This is a genomic window from Nitrospira calida (genome assembly GCF_976986435.1).
Genome location: NZ_OZ335950.1, coordinates 1,985,137 through 2,006,099, shown reverse-complemented (window position 1 = coordinate 2,006,099; position 20,963 = coordinate 1,985,137). Strand labels below are relative to the sequence as shown.

17 protein-coding genes and 1 riboswitch are annotated in these 20,963 nt (G+C 57.6%); of the genes, 15 read left to right on the top strand and 2 right to left on the bottom strand.

The features are described from left to right. The first annotated feature begins 68 nt into the window (after window positions 1–68). The 3 genes from ACWHTU_RS09925 to ACWHTU_RS09915 all read left to right on the top strand — a co-directional run bounded on the left by ACWHTU_RS09925 (window position 69) and on the right by ACWHTU_RS09915 (window position 4,156). Window positions 69–1,172 carry a glycosyltransferase gene (locus tag ACWHTU_RS09925; RefSeq protein WP_447859185.1) on the top strand — a complete coding sequence of 368 codons (1,104 nt, stop codon included), beginning with the start codon at window positions 69–71 and terminating at the stop codon, window positions 1,170–1,172. Window positions 1,173–1,215: 43 nt separating this feature from the next. Further along, window positions 1,216–2,580 (top strand): O-antigen ligase family protein, encoded by a 1,365-nt coding sequence (locus ACWHTU_RS09920; protein ID WP_447859184.1) that lies wholly within the window; start codon window positions 1,216–1,218, stop codon window positions 2,578–2,580. Window positions 2,581–2,767: 187 nt separating this feature from the next. Next, entirely contained in the window at window positions 2,768–4,156 is a 1,389-nt protein-coding gene (locus tag ACWHTU_RS09915) for a hypothetical protein (RefSeq protein WP_447859183.1), read from the top strand. 177 nt (window positions 4,157–4,333) lie between these two features. Here the strand turns inward: ACWHTU_RS09915 and ACWHTU_RS09910 are convergent, their stop codons facing one another. After that, complete coding sequence (locus ACWHTU_RS09910; protein WP_447859182.1) at window positions 4,334–5,563, bottom strand: hypothetical protein; 1,230 nt, start codon at window positions 5,561–5,563, stop codon at window positions 4,334–4,336. Window positions 5,564–5,670: 107 nt separating this feature from the next. Further along, a complete protein-coding gene (locus ACWHTU_RS09905) occupies window positions 5,671–7,230 on the bottom strand; it encodes a BACON domain-containing protein (RefSeq protein WP_447859181.1) in 1,560 nt (519 codons plus the stop codon). 762 nt (window positions 7,231–7,992) lie between these two features. Further along, window positions 7,993–8,087, bottom strand: a riboswitch (cyclic di-GMP riboswitch). Between the two features lie 743 nt (window positions 8,088–8,830). On the opposite strand from ACWHTU_RS09905, the gene ACWHTU_RS09900 reads away from it, so the two are divergent. The 12 genes from ACWHTU_RS09900 (at window position 8,831) to ACWHTU_RS09845 (ending at window position 20,849) form a co-directional block, all read left to right on the top strand. Beyond that, complete coding sequence (locus tag ACWHTU_RS09900) at window positions 8,831–10,138, top strand: nucleotide sugar dehydrogenase (protein WP_447859180.1); 1,308 nt, start codon at window positions 8,831–8,833, stop codon at window positions 10,136–10,138. 144 nt (window positions 10,139–10,282) lie between these two features. Next, entirely contained in the window at window positions 10,283–12,655 is a 2,373-nt protein-coding gene (locus ACWHTU_RS09895) for a secretin N-terminal domain-containing protein (RefSeq protein WP_447859179.1), read from the top strand. Further along, window positions 12,652–13,158: a type II secretion system protein gene (locus tag ACWHTU_RS09890; protein WP_447859178.1), complete on the top strand. Its 507-nt coding sequence runs from the start codon at window positions 12,652–12,654 to the stop codon at window positions 13,156–13,158. The genes ACWHTU_RS09895 and ACWHTU_RS09890 overlap by 4 nt, the downstream gene beginning before the upstream one ends. After that, window positions 13,133–13,534, top strand: a complete 402-nt coding sequence (locus ACWHTU_RS09885; RefSeq protein WP_447859177.1) for a prepilin-type N-terminal cleavage/methylation domain-containing protein — start codon at window positions 13,133–13,135, stop codon at window positions 13,532–13,534. Before ACWHTU_RS09890 ends, ACWHTU_RS09885 begins: the two co-directional genes overlap by 26 nt. 33 nt (window positions 13,535–13,567) lie before the next feature. Then, window positions 13,568–14,377, top strand: coding sequence for a LysM peptidoglycan-binding domain-containing protein (locus ACWHTU_RS09880; RefSeq protein WP_447859176.1), 810 nt, complete (start codon window positions 13,568–13,570; stop codon window positions 14,375–14,377). A gap of 49 nt (window positions 14,378–14,426) precedes the next feature. Next, the gene (locus ACWHTU_RS09875) at window positions 14,427–15,641 is read left to right on the top strand and encodes a type II secretion system F family protein (RefSeq protein WP_447859175.1); all 1,215 of its coding nucleotides are present in this window, start codon (window positions 14,427–14,429) and stop codon (window positions 15,639–15,641) included. Window positions 15,642–15,721: 80 nt separating this feature from the next. Continuing rightward, entirely contained in the window at window positions 15,722–17,449 is a 1,728-nt protein-coding gene (locus tag ACWHTU_RS09870; protein WP_447859174.1) for a GspE/PulE family protein, read from the top strand. A 2-nt stretch (window positions 17,450–17,451) separates the two neighbouring features. Next, the gene (locus tag ACWHTU_RS09865; protein WP_447859173.1) at window positions 17,452–18,456 is read left to right on the top strand and encodes a hypothetical protein; all 1,005 of its coding nucleotides are present in this window, start codon (window positions 17,452–17,454) and stop codon (window positions 18,454–18,456) included. Next, window positions 18,457–19,083, top strand: a complete 627-nt coding sequence (locus ACWHTU_RS09860; RefSeq protein WP_447859172.1) for a PilN domain-containing protein — start codon at window positions 18,457–18,459, stop codon at window positions 19,081–19,083. Window positions 19,084–19,091: 8 nt separating this feature from the next. After that, complete coding sequence (pilO, locus tag ACWHTU_RS09855; protein ID WP_447859171.1) at window positions 19,092–19,658, top strand: type 4a pilus biogenesis protein PilO; 567 nt, start codon at window positions 19,092–19,094, stop codon at window positions 19,656–19,658. Window positions 19,659–19,660: 2 nt separating this feature from the next. After that, a complete protein-coding gene (locus ACWHTU_RS09850) occupies window positions 19,661–20,266 on the top strand; it encodes a hypothetical protein (protein ID WP_447859170.1) in 606 nt (201 codons plus the stop codon). Between the two features lie 13 nt (window positions 20,267–20,279). Further along, window positions 20,280–20,849, top strand: a complete 570-nt coding sequence (locus ACWHTU_RS09845) for a type II secretion system protein (RefSeq protein WP_447859169.1) — start codon at window positions 20,280–20,282, stop codon at window positions 20,847–20,849. Window positions 20,850–20,963: the final 114 nt, after the last annotated feature.

Below are 20,963 nucleotides of genomic sequence, written 5' to 3'. Positions count from 1 at the left end.
GAGCCAAATTGACGTGTTGCTTTATGGGCGGATCAAGGGACACTTTAGACCGTATTGTAGTCGGGCACATGATTTATGCATTTACGGTTGGCGGGGAGGAACGTGAACTGCTAAACATTCTCCGATATGGAGACAGGGAGCGCTTTCTCCATGTCATTGTAAGCTTTACTGAAGTCGGAGTGTTTGGCGAGGAAGCCCAACGTTTGGGATTCAAGGTTTTCTCGCTGAATAAGAAAATGGGCAATGATTGTTCTCTTCCCTTTCGCCTCGCAAAAATCATCAGGATGTACGGAGTTCGCGTGGTTCACGCTCGAGGGTGGGCCACATTGGTTGAAACTGCTTTGGCTTTGAGACTTGCGAGGTGCAGAGGATCAATTTACGCCTTTCATGGACGAACGTATGACGAATTACAGCGAACGAGCGTCAAGCGACAAGTCATCCAGTCGCTGTTCGTACGGACTTACGACCGAATCGTTACACTGAACTCTTTGATGAAAAGGGAGTTCTCGCGCGAATGTTGTCTCAGCGAGGACAAGATCGACGTTATCGCTAACGGGATCGAGCTGGACAGATTTCGTCCCTTGCCAAATCGCTCTGCGCTTAGAAAAGCACATGGAATTCCGCCTGACCGATTTGTGATCGGGAACGTTGGTAGGTTGGATCCAGTCAAAAACCATGAAAGTCTCTTACGTGTAGTATGCGGTCTGAAACGGAGCGGCCGAAGGCCTTATCTCCTCATCGTAGGCGAAGGACAATCCAAAGCAGCACTCGAGCGACTGGCTACCGAGCTTAATCTCTCGGAAGACGTCTGTCTCTATGGATTCAGCAAACACGTGCCAGAGCTTTTAAATTGTATGGATCTTTACGTTCAATCTTCTTTGTATGAAGGGTCCAGCCATACACTCGTGGAAGCGATGGCCTGCGGTCTTCCTATCGTGGCTACTGATGTGGGGGGAACTGCCGATCTGTTTGAAGAGGGCCGTGAAGGGTACCGCTTCAAACCTGGGGATGAGAACACCTTGCTGCAATTGATCGCCAAACTTCAAGACGATTCCCGACTTCGCGAGATTATGGGGCTACGGGCGTGTGACCGTGCACGCAAACTGTTTTCCGTTACAATGATGGTACAGCGTTACGAGCGGCTCTATCACAAACTTGCAACATTGAGATAGCTCTACCAGTGGACCTCCGGTCATCATTTAAGCTTTTCCGAACATGCGCATTTTCGTTTTGTTCTTAACCTATTATGGTTGTGCTCTGTACGGGTATTTCAACCCCGTTTTGGGGGTGCTTTTTTTCGTTCATATCACCATCTTGCGCCCCGAAAGTTTAGTATGGGGAAATCCCGCCTTTGGACGGCTTCATCTCATTACTGCCAGTCTCAGTTTAGGCGGTTACCTTATCCATCGGGAAACACTCAAGCGACAAAGCCAGGTTGAAGACAGGTATCAAACCAGATATGCGTATCTCTTTCTCGTATACATCGTATGGCTGTACGTCGTTACCTTCTTGGCCGAGGCGTCGTTCGAACGTAGTCTTGAAAAGACACTGGATATGACGAAGATCTTTGCGCTGTGCTTTCTTTTGACAAAAACGCTTACTACGAAAGAACGTTTTGAACAGTATGTGTTGGTGATTTCCGTGTCCTTCGGGCTTTTGGGTTTTTGGGGATTTCTTCAAGGAGTGTCGGGGAATCCGAGACTGGACGATTTGTGGCCCGGTGGATCAAGCCAAATTTCGGCGGCGCTAGTGCTCGTGATACCGCTTGTGCTTGCCCGAGCGATGGATCCCAAATTGGCAAAAGCATTCAAGCTCGGGTTGATCGGCTGCGCTGCTGCGATCGTTCTGTGCCTGCTGTACACTGCATCACGTGGCGGATTCTTAGGTCTTGTCGGGGCAGGCGGAACGTTTTTTCTGCTAATGCGGCAGCGGACGAAAGCGTTGATTTTTTCGGCTGCTGTTGCTGCGGCGGTCGTCATCTGGCAACCGGAAACCTATCGCGAACGGATCGCGACCATTTTTGTTCCGGAAGAACAGCGGGATGCCTCTTCACAATCGCGGATCGTTCTGTGGAATATTGCCTTGCGCATTTGGCAGGATCACATGATCGCGGGTGTGGGACTCAACAACTTTTCTCCCGTAAAAGAAACGTATGTCGACAAGGTTTCTGACTTAGTGCAGGACCCTGTCATGTATAACATCATCTTCGGCAAAGAACGGCTTCCTCACGGCGTGTATACCGGCATGTTGGCGGAATCTGGCTTGGTTGGTCTTGTGCTCTTCTTGTGCATTGTCCTTCGAAGTCTTGTCTTTCGAGTGCCTTCTGCTTTCACCCTTGACGAGCGATTTAGAAACTTGCATTTCCAAATGCGTGGGGCACAAGCAGGTCTTGTCGGATTTCTCATTGCAGGCCTATTTGCCGATCTTCAATATATTGAGTTTTTCTATGTGCACCTGTTTTTCATCGGTGCGTTACGTGCTTACGCCAACCGAATCGGTGAGTTAGAACGAGAAAAGGGAGCGCAGACTTTGACACCTGAATCCCGAACCATTCTGCAACTCGCTCATGAATCTGGCTGAAGAGCTTTCGATCGACGACATTCGTTTTCCACCAGGGGTGCATACCTAGCTATTTTAGCTAATCTTCTTTTCGCTCTCAGTTACTTCCATTTATCATAAAATGCAACCTGCGGCAGACGGTTATAGGCAAACTGGCCAAGTAGGTGGCCACGCGAGTAAGGTTCAGCAAGGATTGCGTATTTCTTACATGGCAGATGCCATTCTTTGGGGAACTATAGGGCTTTTCGCATTGGGTTTTTGGTACACCTGGACGAGAAAAGATGCCTTGGGCTCTTCGTTTATTCCTTATGCTGCCTGCGAATTACTGGGAATTGTCGCATATGCCACCGTTTGCCTTTTCTTGAAGGAATCCATCAGGATCAACCTTTCTTTGGTTACGCTATCCATCGGTATTACGGTGTTTTCATTGGAAATCGGTCTGGCACTTCTTCGGGCTGACACAGATGAGCGAATTCTTGCAGCTCATTCGCTCGGGGTCAAATTCGACGAACGAAGCAAATTCGAGTTCATCAATGCCCTCAATGCGAGCGGGATCCCGGCAGTTCCCACTATTACTCCCAGACTGTGGGCAGAAGTGAATGCGGCTCGTGTTCATGACGGGCAAATTATTCCGTTGAGCGGATTGTCACGGAGAAGAACGGTCTTTTGCAACGAGGGAGGTGAGTTTTCTACGTATGAAAGCGACGAGCACGGATTTAATAACCCCATCGGATTATACCGGAAAGGGAAAGTCGATCTTGCTCTTATCGGAGATTCCTTCGCACACGGAGCCTGCGTTAATCAGGGTGAAGACATTGCCTCCCACTTTCGAGCTCATAACATTAAAGCGGTCAATCTGGGCATGGCCGGCAGCGGGCCTTTGATCGAACTCGCAATCTTGACAGAATATGCGGGAGTCGTAGAGCCTCATATTGTTTTATGGATGTATTTTGAAGCGAATGACCAGGACAACCTTCTACGAGAGCAGACTTTTCCCTTTTTCCTGCGATACCTGGACCCCGAATTCAAGTTAGGATTGTTCGATCAGCAGGACAAAATAGATTCCATGCTTCTCGAACCATTTCTTGCCGAAGCTCACGCTGCCGCAGAGGCTGAGAAAGAAGAACGAAGACAGCGGGAAGGAATCAGAGGACAGTGGTGGACAAAGATTCTTAGACTGTACCACCTAAGAGCTCACTTGGGGATGAACAAGCCGACTACCCCCCCTTCCACGCCTCCGCCTTCCGATCTGTTCTCTCAAATTCTTGCCGAAGCGAGAAACCGCGTGCTGGCTTGGGGCGGTAGGATGTATTTCGTGTATATTCCCGACTACACCAGATACAATCAGCGGCATCCTACCCACGATTCGCTTTTCCATAGAGCCGAGGTTCTCGAGGCCGTTCGAAAACTAGGAATACCTCTCATCGATGTTCATGAATTGTTGAGTCATCATCCGGATCCGTTATCTTTATACCCGCTCCGTGTTCATGGGCATTTCAACGCACAAGGCTACCGTCTAATAGCCAAATACATTCAACAGTCCATTAATGAGATGGAGCCCCGCTTTTCAATTCCTCTTGCACAACCTGCCTCTTAGCCTTTAGGCGCATCTGCGTTTCTACGCTTTCCTTCCTAGTCCACCATACATACGAGGAGTTGAATGAGTCCACCCGGCATTGCGTTGCCTCATGCCCGCTTGTCTGCAAAGCTTATCAAATTTCTGAAAGCAGTCTGGTTTTTGAGAAACAAAAACGCTAAACATTCCCTCGAACGACTACTGAATTCTCAGGTTCGTGGGTGCGGCAGGGGGAATAGTGTCAGGCGAGCCTCCACTTGGAGGTCCAATATAGGAGCGAGAAATGACGAGATTGTCAATCACTTGCTGGCCGTCCCACTTAGTTGGATCTGCAGCATTGTGATAAGCGACGAGATTAATAATTCCTATCCCGGAGCATGTGGTATCGCCGCTTCCTGACCCGCAAGTCCGTTGCCCTGTCTCCGAATAGATTTTGACGCCATCAACCCATAATTCGGTTATGCCATCAGGGACGTTCGGCCCAGAACTGAGCTTATAGCGCAATTCGAACGTGTACCACTTATTTTTGTTTAACCGAAACACCCGCCGAAACAGCTTTTGGTCATTTGGATTCTGCAGCGCTAGCGATTGAAACGGAAAATAATTTTGATATGTGCCGTTGATCACACAATTGATGCATCCTGGATAGAATTTGTATTCTCCTGCGTCTCCATACCGGATCGCAATGGCGTCGGCAAATTGAGCATTGTCGACCGCGCTGTATACACAACCTTGAGTGTGAAGACCGGCATCATAAGACGCATCAGTCGGGCTGATCATATCGGCTGGATAAAAGTATAGTATTTTGTTGTCATAGACGCCGGGAATACCGCCGCAAGTGGCGGTGCCGTTGATGTATGTATACTTGTCTGTCTTGGGGTCTCCCGGCCATGTATAATCCGCGGTGACGTAGTACTGAAACCGAATGTAGAGATCTTTGGTGGGTGGAGTCCCGTTCGCGTACGTTCCGTTTGGACCGGGATGACGTATCTGCCCGAACGTCGAGCCGTTGCTTGCCGGCCCTTTGTCAGGATCCCAATTCGCGACCCAGACATGGTCAGGCTGGTTCCCGCTCGGCATAGCGCCGCTAGGTTTAACCGGATATTGTGATGCTGGATTAATCTGACGCCCTTCTGTGCCCCAGACGAAACCAAATACGCCATTGACCAGTCCTGGATTGATCCAATTCGTCAACCATGGACCATAGTCGGGATTTCCCTGGGAGGTCTTGGTAAAATTCTGGGGGTAATTAAAATCTTCACAGAAAATGACTTCTGGCCTTGCACACAGTTCGGCTTCCGCATATGGCTGATTGGCGCGAGGCGGCGCTGCCGCGCTGACAACCGATGTTGGCAGCATACCGACCAATAGGCTGAGTGCAATCTGAAGTATGATTAGTCTCATGGCCCACCGTGGCGTCGTAACCATGCCTTGATACCTCCTCACCATCAAAACATCTCTCAAAACATTTCTGTTACTCTTTTCCTACCGGTTTGCTTCGCGTTCGCTCATTATACTTTGGTTTTCATAACCGATCAGAACACGCTTTTACTGACTTCGTTCGAATACGCACTTTCGTTTCCCGCCGTGTCATAGGCGGTCACGACAAAATAGTACGTCGTACCGACCTGCAACCCAGTCGCAACATAATTGGTCACATTCCCTTGCAACGTTGCGATTGGCGCGCCGTAGGCGCCCGGCGCTGTCGCGCGGTAGACTTTGTATCCGGCCAAATCGCTCTCCGTATTGGCATTCCAGGTCAGCGTGGCCGATGATGTCGCCGGCGGGTTGAGGGTCAAGGTCACGGGAACTGTCTGCGGCGTATTCGCCGCCCCGCCGGCCGTGATCGTGATGGTCGCATTGTAGGTGCCCGCGGACATACCTGACGTATTGATGCTGACCGTGATCGGATCGGTTTCTGTCGTCGTGGTGCCTGACGTCGTGTTCAACGTCAACCAGGATGCATTGTCGCTGGCCGTCCAAGTCAGGGTGCCACCACCAGTATTCGTAACGTTGACCGTCTGTGCCGCAGGGTTGGCCGCCCCTTGAGTCGCTGTAAATGAGAGACTGGTCGGGCTGAGTCTAATAGTCGGTGCAGTGTTCACCGTCAACGTCACGGGAACGGTCTGCGGGGTATTTGTTGCACCGGTTCCGGCAATCGTAATGGCGGCATTGTAAGTGCCGGCCGCCAAGCCCGATAGGTTAACGCTGGCCGTCACGGAACCATTTCCAGTTCCTGATGTCGGGCTGAGCGTGAGCCACGTTGCATTGTCGCTGACACTCCAACTTAACGTCCCGGTTCCGGTATTGGTGATGCTTACTGTTTGATTGCTTGGATTGGTCCCACCCTGGGTAGCGGTGAAATTTAGGCTCGCTGGGCTATAGCCGATGGTCGGGGTTGCAGGAGCCGTTACCACTAGAGAGACGGTGACGGTCTGCGGAGTGTTGGAGGCGCCCAACGCCGTGATCGTGATCGGTGCGCTGACCGTGCCGGCACTCAATCCGGCCGTATTGACACTGACCACCAGCGATCCATTCCCGGTTCCCGATGCCGGGCTCACACTCAGCCAGGTTGTGTTCTCTGTTGCATTCCAACTCAATGTGCCTGAGCCTGTGTTGGTGACGGTCACAGTCTGACTGGCCGGGTTCGTTCCTCCCTGTACACCGGTGAATGACAAATTCGTTGTGCTCAAACCGATGGTCGGTGTCGGCGCAGCCGTGACCGTCAACGTCACGGATACCGTCTGCGGGGTATTGGTCGCGCCGGTGGCACTGATCGTAATCGAAGCATTGTAGGTTCCGACTGCAAGGCCGGAGGGATTGACATTTGCTGTGAATGACCCGCTATTCGTTCCAGACACTGAATTCGCTCCGTTGAGACTCAGCCACGTTGCGCTCGAGACAGCGGTCCAATTCAGCGTCCCGGAGCCGGTATTGCTGATCGTGACGGTCTGGCTGGCTGGGTTCGATCCGTTTTGGACGGCCGAAAACGCCAGGCTTGCCGGAGACCTTCCGATCACCGGGCTGGTGGTGGCGGGCGGCGTCGAGTTTGGAGTCGACGACGGTGGCGAGAGGATGTCCGCCAAGGCGGGCATTTGACTTAACAGTTTCTGGAGCGCTCTGCCGGCGAAGCTGCCGCCCGATGAAGAACTGCCAGAGGCCGGGGCCGCCGTTGAGGCGCTTGCCGCCGAGGATAGAGTCGAACTTGAACCGGCACCTGGCAACGAGGTTGTTGGCACCGATACGGCTGAAGAAGTCACTGTGGAGATCGAAATAGATCCGGTCCCATTCGCCGCGCCTTTTGTCGTTGTGCTCGAAGATGTCGTGGTCGGGCTTTCGCTGGCTATAGATCCGGCAGGCAAGGCCGTTGAGCCGTTTTGAACCGCAGGTTGAGCGGAGAGGGCAGGCTGATCAGTCGGAACGAGTTGGCCAGTGGAGGGGCGACGGATCAGTTTACGACCTTGACTGGCCGAGTTCGTTGAGGCCTTCCCATTTGGGCCAGGGGACGTGGTTGCAGATCCGATGAGCGAACGGCGGCTTAGATTGCGATCAGTCTGTTGTAGGACAGGCTTCTGCGAAGTGGAGGAGGAAGCATCGATGATAGACTCGGCCGCTATCACTATGTCCGTGGAGGCTCCAAATCCGACCAACGTGTTCGCGTTCAGGCCGACAACCAAGTAACTCATCGTCCCACTTACAACGAACGTTTTCAACCACCGCAGAGTTCGTTCTCTAGACTGATGCATCGTATTGGTCCTCCGTTCGACCTGGCCCGCCACCGCTTCTTATGCACGCCACACGAAAACGCCCATCCGCGGACGGGACAGGCGTGTGCACCAATCTCAAGAGCCAAACTTGGTGGCAGCCAGACCAACCATGGGAACAACCTCTTCCCGATCCCGGTCTCTTGGCTTTGCGTCCTGCCCTCTCAGACAGTTTGCCCTTATCACCGATCGTTCTTTTGCCTACGACGATCTTCCTTGCTGGAATGTTTTTTCTTTTCCCTCCTTCCAGACAAACCTGGCTGACCGTCAGACTCTATGCCTGACAGCTTGAGCAAGAGAGATGCCTAAAAAGCCTTACCTCGGTTTTTGAAGATTTGCTGCTTTAAAAAATAAACACAATTCGCGCGTTATGGTCCGACATCATCTTCTACAATCTCCTCTCAGCCGAGTCAGTGAATGTAATCCACAATGTGACGATGTGAAGAGGTCACCACGACGTGTACACTTCAATATTTACTTTATAAAGTGACCATAATAATCTGAAAATATTGATTATTTTTTAAAACTGTTTAGGTGAGTATGAATCCAATACGTTGATTTCCTTGATGGCCAAGCACTGTATGGCTTTTCATCTGATTGACGGAGAGAAAGAGACAAAAAGGCGGGGGGCATCGTATTCCCCTGCTGCTCAAGCCTTCGCCGATCGTTCAGCATGTCCAACCAACCATCCAGAGAAAAGTACCTTCCGGATAAAAGTGCTTTCCCGGTTTTTCGCTGAGAAACTTTTGGGTCTCGTACCCTAAAACTTGAATTCGGAGTCGGTTCCGTTTACTCGGGCGAAACAGGAACAACCGGTACGGGAGGCCCACGCAACTAGGATTGCTGGACATGCTGAAACGGCTATTTCGTTGACGGAAAATCGCTGTTCTGTCATTCTTCAAGAAATTCTAAACACGTGCGAGGGAACGTGATGGGGCACGTCAAAAGCAAGAAAAGAGGGCGCCGCATTGCCGTGGTGGGGCTCGGGTATGTGGGGCTGCCGATTGCGATCGCGTTCGGCAAGCATGCGCCGGTCATCGGCTTTGACATCAACCGGGCGAAGATCGCCGAGCTGCGCCGCGGCATCGATCGGACGAGGGAAGTCTCTGCTGAAGATCTCCGCTCGGCTCGCGTCCACTACACGTACGAGCCGGCCGAACTGAAATCCGCCGATTTCATCATCGTCGCGGTTCCCACTCCGATCAACGAAGCCCTTCAGCCCGATCTGACGGCTTTAAAGAAAGCGTCGGAGCTGATTGGCGCCAACCTTTCCCCCGGCACTATCGTGGTGTATGAGTCCACCGTGTATCCGGGAGCGACCGAGGAAGTCTGTCTACCGATCCTGGAACAGTTTTCCGGCCTCAAGTGCGGCGTCGACTTTAAGCTCGGGTACTCACCCGAGCGGATCAATCCGGGCGACAAGGAGCACACGCTTGCGAAGATCGTGAAGGTCGTCTCCGCGCAGGACGATGAGACGCTGGAGATCGTGGCGAACACATACGCCATGGTCGTCGAAGCCGGGATCCATCGAGCTCCGAGCATCAAAGTCGCCGAGGCGGCGAAGGTGATTGAGAACACCCAGCGCGATCTCAACATCGCGCTCATGAATGAACTGGCTCTGATTTTTCACCGCCTGGGCATCGACACCAAATCCGTCCTGGAAGCAGCCGGGACCAAATGGAATTTCCTCAAATTTTCTCCCGGCTTGGTCGGGGGGCATTGCATCGGTGTGGATCCCTACTACCTGACGACCAAGGCCGAGTCGGTCGGATATCACCCGCAGGTTATTTTGGCGGGACGCCGGATCAACAACGGCATGGGGAAATTCGTCGCGGAACAGACGATCAAACTTTTGAGTCAACTGGAGCGACCGGTCAAAGATCTGAAGGTGGCCGTCCTGGGCCTAACTTTCAAAGAAAACGTCCCGGACTTACGCAACAGCCGCGTGCCAGACATCGTTAACGAACTGCGGGAATACGGCGTCCAGGTCGTCGTGCATGATCCCTTGGCGGAACCCGAAGAGGCGGTGGCTGAATACGGTATTCATCTCGCTCCGTGGGACCGGATCAGGCAGGTCGACGGCCTGGTTCTGGCCGTCGCTCATCGTGCCTACACGACCATGAATCTGCAAGAGTTGCTCAAGCCGCTCCGGCGCAAGCGTGAGGGTGTGATCGTTGATGTCAAAGGAATCCTCAACGTGGACACCTTACCGCGTTCCCTTCGATATTGGCGCCTGTAGGACCTCGTGCAGAAGATCGGCAGGGAATCCGACACTCGGGGATAAAAAAGAGGGAGTTTTGTCAGGCATCGAACCTGCAATGGTTTGCTCAACACTTAGTCATCGTGCTGTCTCTTAGGCGAGGACCGAAGGAAGACACCTTCCATGGACAGAGTGAGTCAACCAACTTGGCAGGCGGCGCTGGTGTTGGCCTTCGCATCGACCGTTGCAGGGTGCTCGATGCTGAGTTCGCCGGACGCGAAGCGTGGGGACCAGCATCTGGTCAGCGGCAATTGGGAAGAAGCCGCATTGGCGTACCAGCAGGCGTTAAAAGAGGACCCGTTCGACCCGGGGCTTCAACGCAAGTATGCGCTGGCCCGCGAGCGAGCCGCTGCGCAACACGAGCAACGCGGCCGGTCGCTGCTCAAAGAACGACAGATCGAGCAAGCCCTGGAGGAATTTAAACAGGCCCTCTCGATCGAACCGTCCAATCCTGAACATCAGTCCGGGCTGGCCGAGGCGCTTCGACTCAAGGAAGCCAGGGACCAGGCCCGCGAGGCGGAGAAATTGTCGCGGCTGGGCCGAGCCGAAGAAGCCCTCGAGTACTACGCGCGGGCGGTCGAATTTGATCCCGGCTTAGGGCAAGCCGTCGAAGGCATCGCCCGCATCAGCGAAGAGCAGGAAGCCCAAAAACAAGACACCGGTCTCAGCCAGCCCGTCACCCTGCGGTTTCGAAACGCCGGTTTGAAGGAAGTCCTGGAAGGGATGGCCAAGGCTGGCGGCCTGAACCTCATTTTCGACAAGGACGTCCGCAACGATCCCATTACGATCTCCGTTCAGGACACGCCGTTCGAAGAGGCGATCAATCTAATTCTGAACAGCAATAACCTGTTCGCCCGTCGAGTCGGACCGCAGTTGCTCCTGATCAGCCCCAATACCAAGCAAAAGCAGGAGCAATACCAAGACCTCATGATCCGGACCTTTTACCTGTCGAACGCCAAGGCCAAGGACATGCTGGTTTTGCTCAAGAGCATGCTCGACAGCAAGCGGATGCACGCCAACGAACAGTTGAACGCCATCGTGATTCGCGACCAACCGGAAAAGCTGCAACTGGCCGAGAAAATCATCCTCGCCAACGATCGCCAGGAACCCGAGGTGTTGTTCGACGTCGAAATCTTGGAAGTCAATCGGACCAAAAATCAAACGTACGGGCTGAACTATCCGAAGCAGGCCGGCATGGGGCTGGTGCCGCCGGGCTTCACCGGGGTGCTGGCGGCCGACCCGCAGCAGTTCACCTACCGCCAACTGACCAGCCTGGGTCCCGACAGCTATCTGTTCCGTCTGCCGAGCACGGTCCTGCTGGACTTCTTCAAGCAGCAAACCGATGCCAAGACGCTGGCCGCGCCCAAGATCCGGGTGGTGAACAACAAAAAAGCGGAAATCAACATCGGCGACAAACAACCGATTCTGCTCTCGACGACGAATGTGTTGCCGGGACAAGCCGCCACCGGCGCCGTGCCGACCACCTCCACCGTCACCTCGATCGAGTTCCGGGACACCGGCGTCAAATTGACCGTCGAGCCGGCTATCCGGCTGGCCAACGAACTGTCGCTCAAGATGAAGATCGAGGTCATCAGGATCGGCGATCAAGTCACGTTGCAGCAATCCCCCCTCATCCAGCAGTTCCGCTTCGGAAACCGGTCCGCGGAGACCATCTTGAACATCAAAGACGGTGAGACCATCGTGTTGGGCGGCCTCCTTCAGGAAGAAGACCGCAAGACCCGTACGACGATCCCCTGGATCGGCGACCTTCCCGTGATCGGCGACCTGCTCAGTTCATTTCGAACGGAACGGGTGACGACGGAGGTCATCCTGACCATCACGCCGCACATCGTTCAGAACATGACCCCGCCAGGCCCCGAAACGCAGGCCTTTTGGTCCGGAACCGAAATGCTCTACGCCACGGCTCCGGTGTTCCCCAGCTACCTCCGAAAAACATCCGGTCCGCCGGAGTTGAGACGCACGGGCAAGCTTCATGGTTCTTCGACCGATCGGAACGGCCGGAACGGCGACAACGGAACGTCCGCGCCGACGGGCCTGCCTTCTTCGGCATCTTCCCGTGAGAGCGACATCCCGTCGCTTTCTTTGAAGCCGTCCGACCTCACGGCACAGGTCGGCCGCCCGCTGCGGTTGGACGTCATGGCTGCGCATCTTCCGCCGCTACAGAACGGTCAGCTTACGCTTCGCTACGATCCCCACGTCCTGGAGTTTCAGAGCGCCGCAGAAGGCGATCTGCTCAAGCAAGGGGAGCGAGGCGCGAGGGTGACCGCCGCCGCTGACTCTCGGGAGGGCACGGTGGAGCTGACGCTGCTTCGTCCGACGACTCCGCTTGCCGGAAACGGCGTGCTCGTCATAGTCACGTTCCTGGCCAAGTCGCCGGGCGTTTCGCCGCTGTACGTGGAAATGCCGGGCGGATCTCAGCAGAATCCGACGGGTGAGCGGTTGGCGGTCGGGCAGGGAGTGGTCAGAGTGCGGTGAAACAGTCTGGCGTTACCCTCATTGAATTGCTGGTTACGCTGACGATTGTCATGATCCTGGCCTCCGTGGCCATGCCGTTGACCCGGGTGTCGGGCCAACGAGCCCGCGAAATCGAATTGCGCCAACACCTGCGCACGATGAGGGCCGCCATCGATGCGTTCAAGCTGGAATGGAACCGCGACGGCGACGTGCTGATCGGTCCGGCCTGTCTCAAAAACAAACTGACCTGCAAAGACGTGGCCAGTGTGTACGGGTACCCCAAATCTCTGGAGGTGCTCCTCGGTGTCAAACTGACCGGCGAGGAGGCCACCGTCCGTGGGACGACCGTGCGTCGCTACCTGCGTGCCATTCCAGTGGATCCGATGACGGGCAAGCCCGACTGGTTGCTGCGCTGCTACCGGGACCCGCCCAATCCGACGTCCTGGTGCGGCGATGACGTGTACGATGTCTCGACACAGAGTCAGGAAGCGGCCTTGGATGGAACGAAATACCGGGATTGGTAAGCACCGGCGGTGGAGGTCGCGCGGTTTTACAATCATCGAGCTGATGATGGTCGTGTCGATCGTGGGGATTTTGGCGACGCTGGCCGTCCCGTCGTATCAGACGGCGGTCCGCAAGGCCAAGGAGGCGGTGCTGCGGCAGGACCTCTTTACGCTCCGTGACTTGCTCGACCAGCATCGAGCCGACCAGGGAAAATATCCGGCGTCCTTGGAAGCGCTGGTCTCGGCGGGGTACCTGCGTCGGATCCCGACAGACCCCTTCACGGGCTCCTCGACAACGTGGCAGGAAATCACCGAACCGACCGAAGGCGGCGTCTTCGATGTCTACTCCGGCTCCGACCTGGTGGGCACGAACGGCGTTCCTTATAACCGGTGGTGAAGGCACGCGCCGGCACGCGGGCGTGAAGACAGCATGATCCATCCTTCTGGCAATGAGACTCCCGGCGCCAACCGAGCGGTACCCTGGGTGTTCCTCGTCCCAGTCCTGTGGTGGTGGGCCGGCTGCGCCGAACTGGAACCGATGGTCGAGCCGGAGGTGGCCGATTTGCAACTCACGATCGACGCGCTCAAGACGGCGGTGCGCGACGCCCAACGCACGATCGCCGAGCTGCGCGGCGAGCTGGAGGCGCGTCGAAAGGAGCTAGGGGAGGCTCAGGTTGCGAGGGCTCAACTCGAAGGCAAGTTACGTGAAACGGAGCGCCGCCTGGCGGAAGCGAAACATGTCATCGACCTCCAACGGGAGGAGTTGGCGGCCGCGCGCAACGAGCGGGAACGGATCGCCCGCGCCGGCCAGCAGCTCCAGGCGCAACTTCGGCACTTGCAACGGCAGCTCGCCCAGCATAGCAAACTGCTTCAAGAATCGGGGGTCAGCGCACCGGCCGCGGCATCGCGCAACGTGTCGCGGAGCCCCGTCGGCGCGGAGCCTGCGAGCTTGCCGGATGCGGACCCGTACGCGATACCCTTCCCGAACACCTCGACGGCCGGAGCCGGCAACCGGCGCGCGCTTGAACCTGAACTCCCGGCGCTGCCGCGAACCGTGACGGTCCAAGCGGGCGACACGCTTTGGAGTCTGTCGAGACGGTATCGGGTCAGCCTGGCAGAGCTGCGGGCGCTCAATAATTTACGAGGCAACCGCATCGAACCCGGTCAGGCCCTGTGGCTCCCTGACGCCGGACCTGCGACCGTCCCCGGATTTTCCGGGAACGGCGCTCAAGTCCCGTAGAACTGTATGGTGGCCCGGACAATCTCCACCGATTTGTCCAACGTGACCCATGCCCACATTCGTGTATAGGGTAGCCCGCCCCGACGGCACAACCTCGCATGGCCGGATCGATGGAGAGAGCGAAGGTGCCGTCCGGGCGAAACTGGAAAGCCAAGGGTTCTTTGTCTTCAAGCTCCAGCGCCATGGCGCGGCCGGCACGCTGCCCGTCGGGCTCACGTGCAGGTGGGGCAAACTCCCGCTGCAGGAATTTCTGATCTTCAATCAAGAATTGCTCGCTCTCGTCAAGGCCGGCTTGCCGATCCTCAAGATCTGGGACCTGCTCATCGAGCGGGCCAGGCACGCGGGGTTCCAGAGCGTCCTGCGGGCTGTGCGGCAGGACATCCGCGGCGGCGCGTCCGCCTCGGACGCGCTGGCCAAGCATCCGCACCACTTTCCGGAACTCTATGTGGCGACGGTGCGGGCCGGCGAGCAATCCGGCAATCTGCCCGAGGTCCTGCACCGGTATATCGTCTATCTCAAACTGATGCTGGGCTTGCGCCAGAAGGTGACGAAGGCGCTGGCGTATCCGGCGTTTCTCATCGTCATCGGTGTCGCCGTCGTCGGATTTCTCCTTGCCTATGTGATGCCGACGTTTGTCGCCGTCTACGGCGAGTCGGCGCGATCCCTGCCGCCGGCCACCCAGGCCCTGATTGAACTGGTGCAGACGGGCCAGGCCAACGCGATTCCGTTGCTCATCGTGCTGGCCATTGCGGTGGCGGCCCTGCGCGCGTGGTATCAGACGCAGGCCGGCCGTCGGACGGTGGACCGTTGGCTCCTGCGCATACCTCTGCTCGGTCAGATTTTCAGTGAGCACCACACCATACAGCTCACGCGCACGCTGGCCACTGTGCTGGCCGGAGGAACGCCGCTGGTGGATGCCCTGCAGATCTCGCGGGGCGCCGTGTCGAACCGGTTCATCTCGGAGGGTTTGGCAACGGCGGTGGGACAGATCCGTGAAGGGTCAACCCTGGCGGCGGCGCTGGAGGCTCCGAATATTCTGCCCAAGCTGGCGATTGAAATGCTGTCGGTCGGGGAGGAGACCGGCTCGCTGGAAGCGATGCTCAGAGACGTCGCCGAATTCTACGAAGGCGATCTCGACCTTAGATTGAGTCAACTCACCACCTGGATTGAACCAGCGCTGCTGCTGGTCATGGGAATCCTGGTCGGGATCATCGTGATCGTCATGTACCTCCCGGTCTTCCAAATGGCCGGCACGGTGCCGTGAGCATGCGCGGTTTCTGTGCGCTCGATTGCTTGCGACCGGCTCTGCGCTATTCGGTCTAAGCTGTTTAGAGGAGAGCGTCCATGCGGCGACATGTGGAACGCGCATCGTTGACTGACATCCTGATTAGCCAGGGCGCCGTGACCCGTGCGGCTCTCGACCAAGCGGTGAGCCGGTTCGGCGAGACCTCGACGACCCTCGGCGCCGCGTTGGTTAAGGAGGGCTTAATTACGGAAGAACAATTGGCCCGTGCGCTGGCCGCACAATACGGTCTGCCGTACGATCCTCTCGTCGAATTTCGTGTCGATCCCCGGTTCTTCCAACGCATCTCGGTCAAGTTGATGCAGCGGCATCCGTTCGTGCCGATCACCGAGGGGGACGGCGTGCTCACAATCGCCGTCCCCGACCCCCATAACCTGCTAGCCCTGGATGAGCTCGAGCTGATGCTCAATCAGCCGCTGCGCCTGATCGTCAGCCCGCGCGGCGCGATCCTGAACGCGCTGGAGCAGAGCGAGGGGTCCAGCCACGCCCTCCGCGAACTGGAAGCGGCGTATCGTTCGGTCCTGGTCAAGGAGGACGATCGGGGCGAGGAGATCCTGACCGTCGATCAGGCCGGCGAGGACCAGAGCCCCGCCGTCAAGCTGATCGATACGATTCTTCTGTCCGCGCTGCAACGTCGGGCAAGCGACATCCACATCGAAGCGGCCGATCGCTTTACGCGGGTGAAGTTCCGCGTCGACGGGATCCTCGTGCCGGCCATGGAGCCCCTGGACATTAAGCTGCATGCGCCGCTGGTATCGCGTCTCAAGGTTATGTCCGAACTGGACATCGCCGAGCGCCGCGTGCCCCAGGACGGCAGCTTCCGCGTTCGCATGGACCGCAAGACGGTCGATTTCCGGGTCTCCATTCTTCCCAGCGTGTTCGGTGAGTCGGTCGTCATCCGGATCCTGGATCGGGAGGCGATCACCTCCGGGGTTTCCGCCCTGCGACTGGACCGGCTCGGTTTCAACCCCGAGGATCTTCGGCGGTTCCGTCGGGCGACCGCCAGGCCATACGGCATGGTGCTGGTGACCGGACCGACGGGCAGCGGCAAGACCACCACGCTATACGCAGCCATCAGCGAGATGAACACTCAGGAAGACAAGCTGATCACGATCGAGGATCCGGTCGAATATCAACTGCCGGGCATCGTGCAGATTCCGGTCAACGAAAAAAAAGGCGTGACCTTCGCGCGCGGCCTCCGGTCGATTCTCCGTCACGACCCGGACAAGATCATGGTGGGGGAGATCCGGGATCCGGAAACGGCCCAGATCGCCATTCAGTCGGCCCTCACTGGACACTTGGTGCTGACCACCGTGCACGCCAACAACGTGTTCGACGTCATCGGCCGGTTTACCTCGATGGGGATCGATCCCTACAACTTTCTCGCCGCGCTCAACTGCGTGCTGGCCCAGCGGCTCGTGCGGATCATCTGCCCGTCCTGTCGCGAACAGGTCAAATTGGACAAAGCCTTGGCGGAAGAATCCGGACTGGATTACAACCAATACAAGGACACGCCCTTCTATCAGGGACGAGGCTGCCACGACTGCCACGGCACGGGATATCGCGGCAGAAAGTGCATTACGGAGTTTCTGAATCTGACCGACGAGATCAAGGAAATGATCATGGCGGACCGGCCGATCTCCGAGATCCGGTATCGGGCGGTGACGGACGGGATGATCACGCTCCGCCAGTCGGCGCTCAAGAAGGTGTTGGACGGGGAAACGACGCTGAAGGAAATCAACCGTGTCACCTTCAGCGAGGAGGGTTGAGGATGTGGTCATGGATGGCCGGCCGGCCTTGCCGCTGCCTGCGCATCGGGGCCAGCAAGCTCGCCTGGGTGGAAGTCCGGCGGGGCTGGAACGGACGGCCCCGCCATCGTTGCGCGGTGACGTCGCTCGTTCCGGGGGTGATTCGAGTCTCGCCGGTGAACGCGAATATCGCCGACATGCCGGCGTTGGAGGCGATCCTCCGCAGCCTCGTCTGGCCTGCACGCCACCTTCGCGTCGACGGCCGGAGCTGGATCCGCCAGATTCCGCTGCCCATCACGCTCATCCTCCCCGACCTGTGCGTGAGAACCGTTGTCTTGCAATTGGATCAACTTCCGGCCCGGACCGAGGAACGCGACGCGTTGATTCGCTGGCGAATCGGCCAAGAGCAACTCGTGCCGTTGGCCGATGCCAAAGTCGTGTCACAAGTGTGGTCCCCCGGTCGGCCGGCCAAGGGCCCGCACACCGTCCTCGCGGTCGTCATTCAGGACGCGGTCCTTGCGCAATACGAATTGGCCTGCGAGTCAGTCGGGTTGATTCCCGTGGACGTGGACATCGCGAGCTTCCGCCTCTTCAATCTCTGGGCGGCAACCGCCGGTTGGACTGGAACATCGGCCGGGGATCTCATGTGGCTGAATGTGGCGGACGGCGGCCTAACCCTGTTTCTGTTCCATGATGGACGCCTGGTGTTTGTCCGCACCAAGCTGCTGGGCTCAGCCGTGCCGTCCGAAGACGGTTTACACACCGGCCCTGACGATCGGAATCGCAGGGTGATCGATGAATGCCTGGCGTCGATTCAGGCCTGCCGGGAGCGCCATCCTCGATTGACAGTGCAACGGCTGGCGTTCGCCGCCGACGATCCGGATCCGGAACTGCCAGAGGTGCTTGCCCAGGAATTGGATGTGCCGGTCCACCCGCTGAACTGGAGCCAGATCCAACGAGCCGGGTGGAAACCGGTCGGCAAGGTCGTGGACGCGGTCGCCCTCCCTGCGATCGCCGGCGTCTTGTAAATGGAAGAGGTGACGGGATTGCAGTGGGTGAAGAACATCTTCTTTAGCTATCGAGGGCGTCGTTGGCGCTCGGGGCTGTTTCGGATCAATCTCAGCAGCCGCTTTCGCTGGTATCTCAAGCCGATCCGGCTCGGGCTTTTCGTGCTGGTCGGTGCGGTCGCCGCCGCGATAGTCTGGGATCTGGGTCAGATCTGGACCGCTCGTGGCGAGGCCGAGGAGATCACTGTCGCCTTGCAGCGGGTCAGAGAACAGGACCGGGCGTTCGTCGCCGCATCAGCCAAGGAGGGCATCGATCTCTCCGACGCGGCGATGCAACGACTACCCGCCGAGGTAGTGCTGGCTAATCAGCTCCTGGAGAAACGGGTGTTTTCCTGGACCCGGTTTCTCACGGAGCTGGAGCAGGCCATTCCTCCTCGACTCGCGATCACCAGCATCAGGCTCGACCCGAGCAGTTCGATCATTCGGTTGAACGGCGCCGCCCTCAGCCTGGAAGATGTCACCGCCTTGACCATCGCTATGCAGGATCACCCGACGTTCAAAGACCCGGTGTTGGGACAGCACCGGGATGCCGGCAACGGATTGGTCGAGTTTGACCTGATGGTTCGCTATCGACCCCAACGGATGTGAGTCGCCCGATGGACGCACTCGTTCGTCTGCTTCGCCAACCGTACGGCCCGCTCCTCCCGTGGTTCGGGCTGGCCGGCCTCCTGACTGCGGTCTATCTGACCGTGCACGCCACCTTCCTCGTCTCGGCTCAAGAGCAGCGGGCGGTCGTGCAAGCCGAGTGGACTGCCGCCCGGCAGCGGCTCGTCCAACACATGGAAGCGAAGAAGGTCCACCGGGAGCTCGACCAGGTGATGGCCGTGCTGCCGGCCGAACGGGATTTCGCGCCGTTGGCCCTCGGTGTGACAGAAGAGGCCAAGCGGGACAACGTGACGCTGCCGGCGCTGTCCTACCGAACCGAGGCGACCGGCGTGCCTGGCACGACGAAGGCGGTCCTGCAGGGAGCGGTGAGCGGGCGATACGAAGATCTGCGCCGCTTCATTTACAACCTCGAGACGGCGGAAGAGTTGCTGTTCATCGAAGACTTGGATGTGGTGCGGTCAGGCAACAGCCAGGATGAGCGGCTGACGTTTAACATTAAAATTGTAACCTATCTAAGGGGGGAGGCAGGCCGCGTCGCCGCGCCCTCAAAGGAGTGAGCTTGAGCCACCGGCATCAATTGCTACTCCTCGCGGTTCTGTGCTCGACCTGGGCCGGGCTTGTCGTCTGGCGGGCGGCTGAATGGGAGGAGCCGGCCCATGTCCCGCTTACCAATGTGTCGGGCACGGTCTCCGGCCAACCGGCACCGACCTGGCGGGCGGGCAGCGGCCTGCACGTCAATTTGGATCTCCTGGAGGCCAGTCGCAGCCTGCGGGACGCCACGTTTGCCACTCCCCGGAATATTTTCTCACCCCCCCGCGCCGATGCCGCTCCGCCGATGAACGCCGTCCAGCCGCTGCCGTCCGAACCGGATCACGGTTCGCCGGAAGCCTTGCACCAGCAGGCGGTGTCGGCCGAACTGGCCCAGTTCCGCTACCTCGGGTACATGCAACTGGGCGACACCTTTCGTAAACGGGAGGTGGCCTTGCTTGTCAAACAGGAAGAGGTACATATCGTCAAGGCCGGCGAAACCATCGAGGATCGGTTTCTGGTCAAGACCATCACGCCGGACGGGGTGACCCTCCAGGAGACTGGCTCGCGCGTCGAGCAGATCGTGCCTTTGGCGCTGGAACCGGAACCGCAGCCACCGCCGTCCCCGCAACAATAAGAAGAAACGCTGTATGTCCAACATCCGCTCAGATTGTCTTGCCGACGTCCGGGGATCCACGTACCTCCTGGTCATGTTCTCGGTCGTGCTGATCGGCATCTCGCTGTCTGTCGCCGCCAAGCAATGGAAAATCATGGTGCAGCGGGAGCTGGAAGCCGATCTTCTGGCCAAAGGCATCGAAATCCAGACCGCTATCGCACTCTATTCCGCCAGGATGAAAGCCGGGCGGGTGATCCCAGGCGAGGTGTACCCCAATTCCTTGGCCGAGCTGACCCGACAGCCCAGGCCTGTCCTGAGGAAGGTCTACCTGGATCCCGTGGGACGGGGAGAATGGGAGTTGGTCCGCGCGCCGACCGGCGGGATCATGGGCGTCCGAAGCCGGAGCAAGGCGAAGCCGCTCCGACAACATGACTTTCCTCTCGCGGTACGGCACTTTGAAGGATTGCCGACTTATCACGACTGGGTGTTCCAACATCCGAGTCCTTCCGCCGGCTCGCTCTTTCCGCTTCAACCCGGTGTCGTACCGACCCCGCCCGACTTTTCTCAACCGCAACCGTTGCCGACTCCGGCTCCATCCGGTTAGCCTCCGTCGAACGGCCGAACCTTGACGGCGTTCAAGAGGGGAGGGTATTCTCGCTTCGCATCACGCGCGATCCGTCGGGGACGGAGCGACCATCGCCCGGTCATGAGCGGATTG

What these genes read in the sequence shown, in the direction of transcription:
- ACWHTU_RS09895 (WP_447859179.1), top strand. Translation starts at nt 10,283, where the DNA reads ATGGACAGAGTGAGTCAACCAACTTGGCAGGCGGCGCTGGTGTTGGCC.
- ACWHTU_RS09920 (WP_447859184.1), top strand. Translation starts at nt 1,216, where the DNA reads ATGCGCATTTTCGTTTTGTTCTTAACCTATTATGGTTGTGCTCTGTAC.
- ACWHTU_RS09900 (WP_447859180.1), top strand. Translation starts at nt 8,831, where the DNA reads ATGGGGCACGTCAAAAGCAAGAAAAGAGGGCGCCGCATTGCCGTGGTG.
- ACWHTU_RS09870 (WP_447859174.1), top strand. Translation starts at nt 15,722, where the DNA reads ATGCGGCGACATGTGGAACGCGCATCGTTGACTGACATCCTGATTAGC.
- ACWHTU_RS09845 (WP_447859169.1), top strand. Translation starts at nt 20,280, where the DNA reads ATGTCCAACATCCGCTCAGATTGTCTTGCCGACGTCCGGGGATCCACG.
- ACWHTU_RS09880 (WP_447859176.1), top strand. Translation starts at nt 13,568, where the DNA reads ATGATCCATCCTTCTGGCAATGAGACTCCCGGCGCCAACCGAGCGGTA.
- ACWHTU_RS09910 (WP_447859182.1), bottom strand. Translation starts at nt 5,563, where the DNA reads ATGGTTACGACGCCACGGTGGGCCATGAGACTAATCATACTTCAGATT.
- ACWHTU_RS09865 (WP_447859173.1), top strand. Translation starts at nt 17,452, where the DNA reads ATGTGGTCATGGATGGCCGGCCGGCCTTGCCGCTGCCTGCGCATCGGG.
- ACWHTU_RS09885 (WP_447859177.1), top strand. Translation starts at nt 13,133, where the DNA reads ATGGAACGAAATACCGGGATTGGTAAGCACCGGCGGTGGAGGTCGCGC.
- ACWHTU_RS09905 (WP_447859181.1), bottom strand. Translation starts at nt 7,230, where the DNA reads ATGCCCGCCTTGGCGGACATCCTCTCGCCACCGTCGTCGACTCCAAAC.
- ACWHTU_RS09860 (WP_447859172.1), top strand. Translation starts at nt 18,457, where the DNA reads ATGGAAGAGGTGACGGGATTGCAGTGGGTGAAGAACATCTTCTTTAGC.
- ACWHTU_RS09915 (WP_447859183.1), top strand. Translation starts at nt 2,768, where the DNA reads ATGGCAGATGCCATTCTTTGGGGAACTATAGGGCTTTTCGCATTGGGT.
- pilO (WP_447859171.1), top strand. Translation starts at nt 19,092, where the DNA reads ATGGACGCACTCGTTCGTCTGCTTCGCCAACCGTACGGCCCGCTCCTC.
- ACWHTU_RS09875 (WP_447859175.1), top strand. Translation starts at nt 14,427, where the DNA reads ATGCCCACATTCGTGTATAGGGTAGCCCGCCCCGACGGCACAACCTCG.
- ACWHTU_RS09925 (WP_447859185.1), top strand. Translation starts at nt 69, where the DNA reads ATGATTTATGCATTTACGGTTGGCGGGGAGGAACGTGAACTGCTAAAC.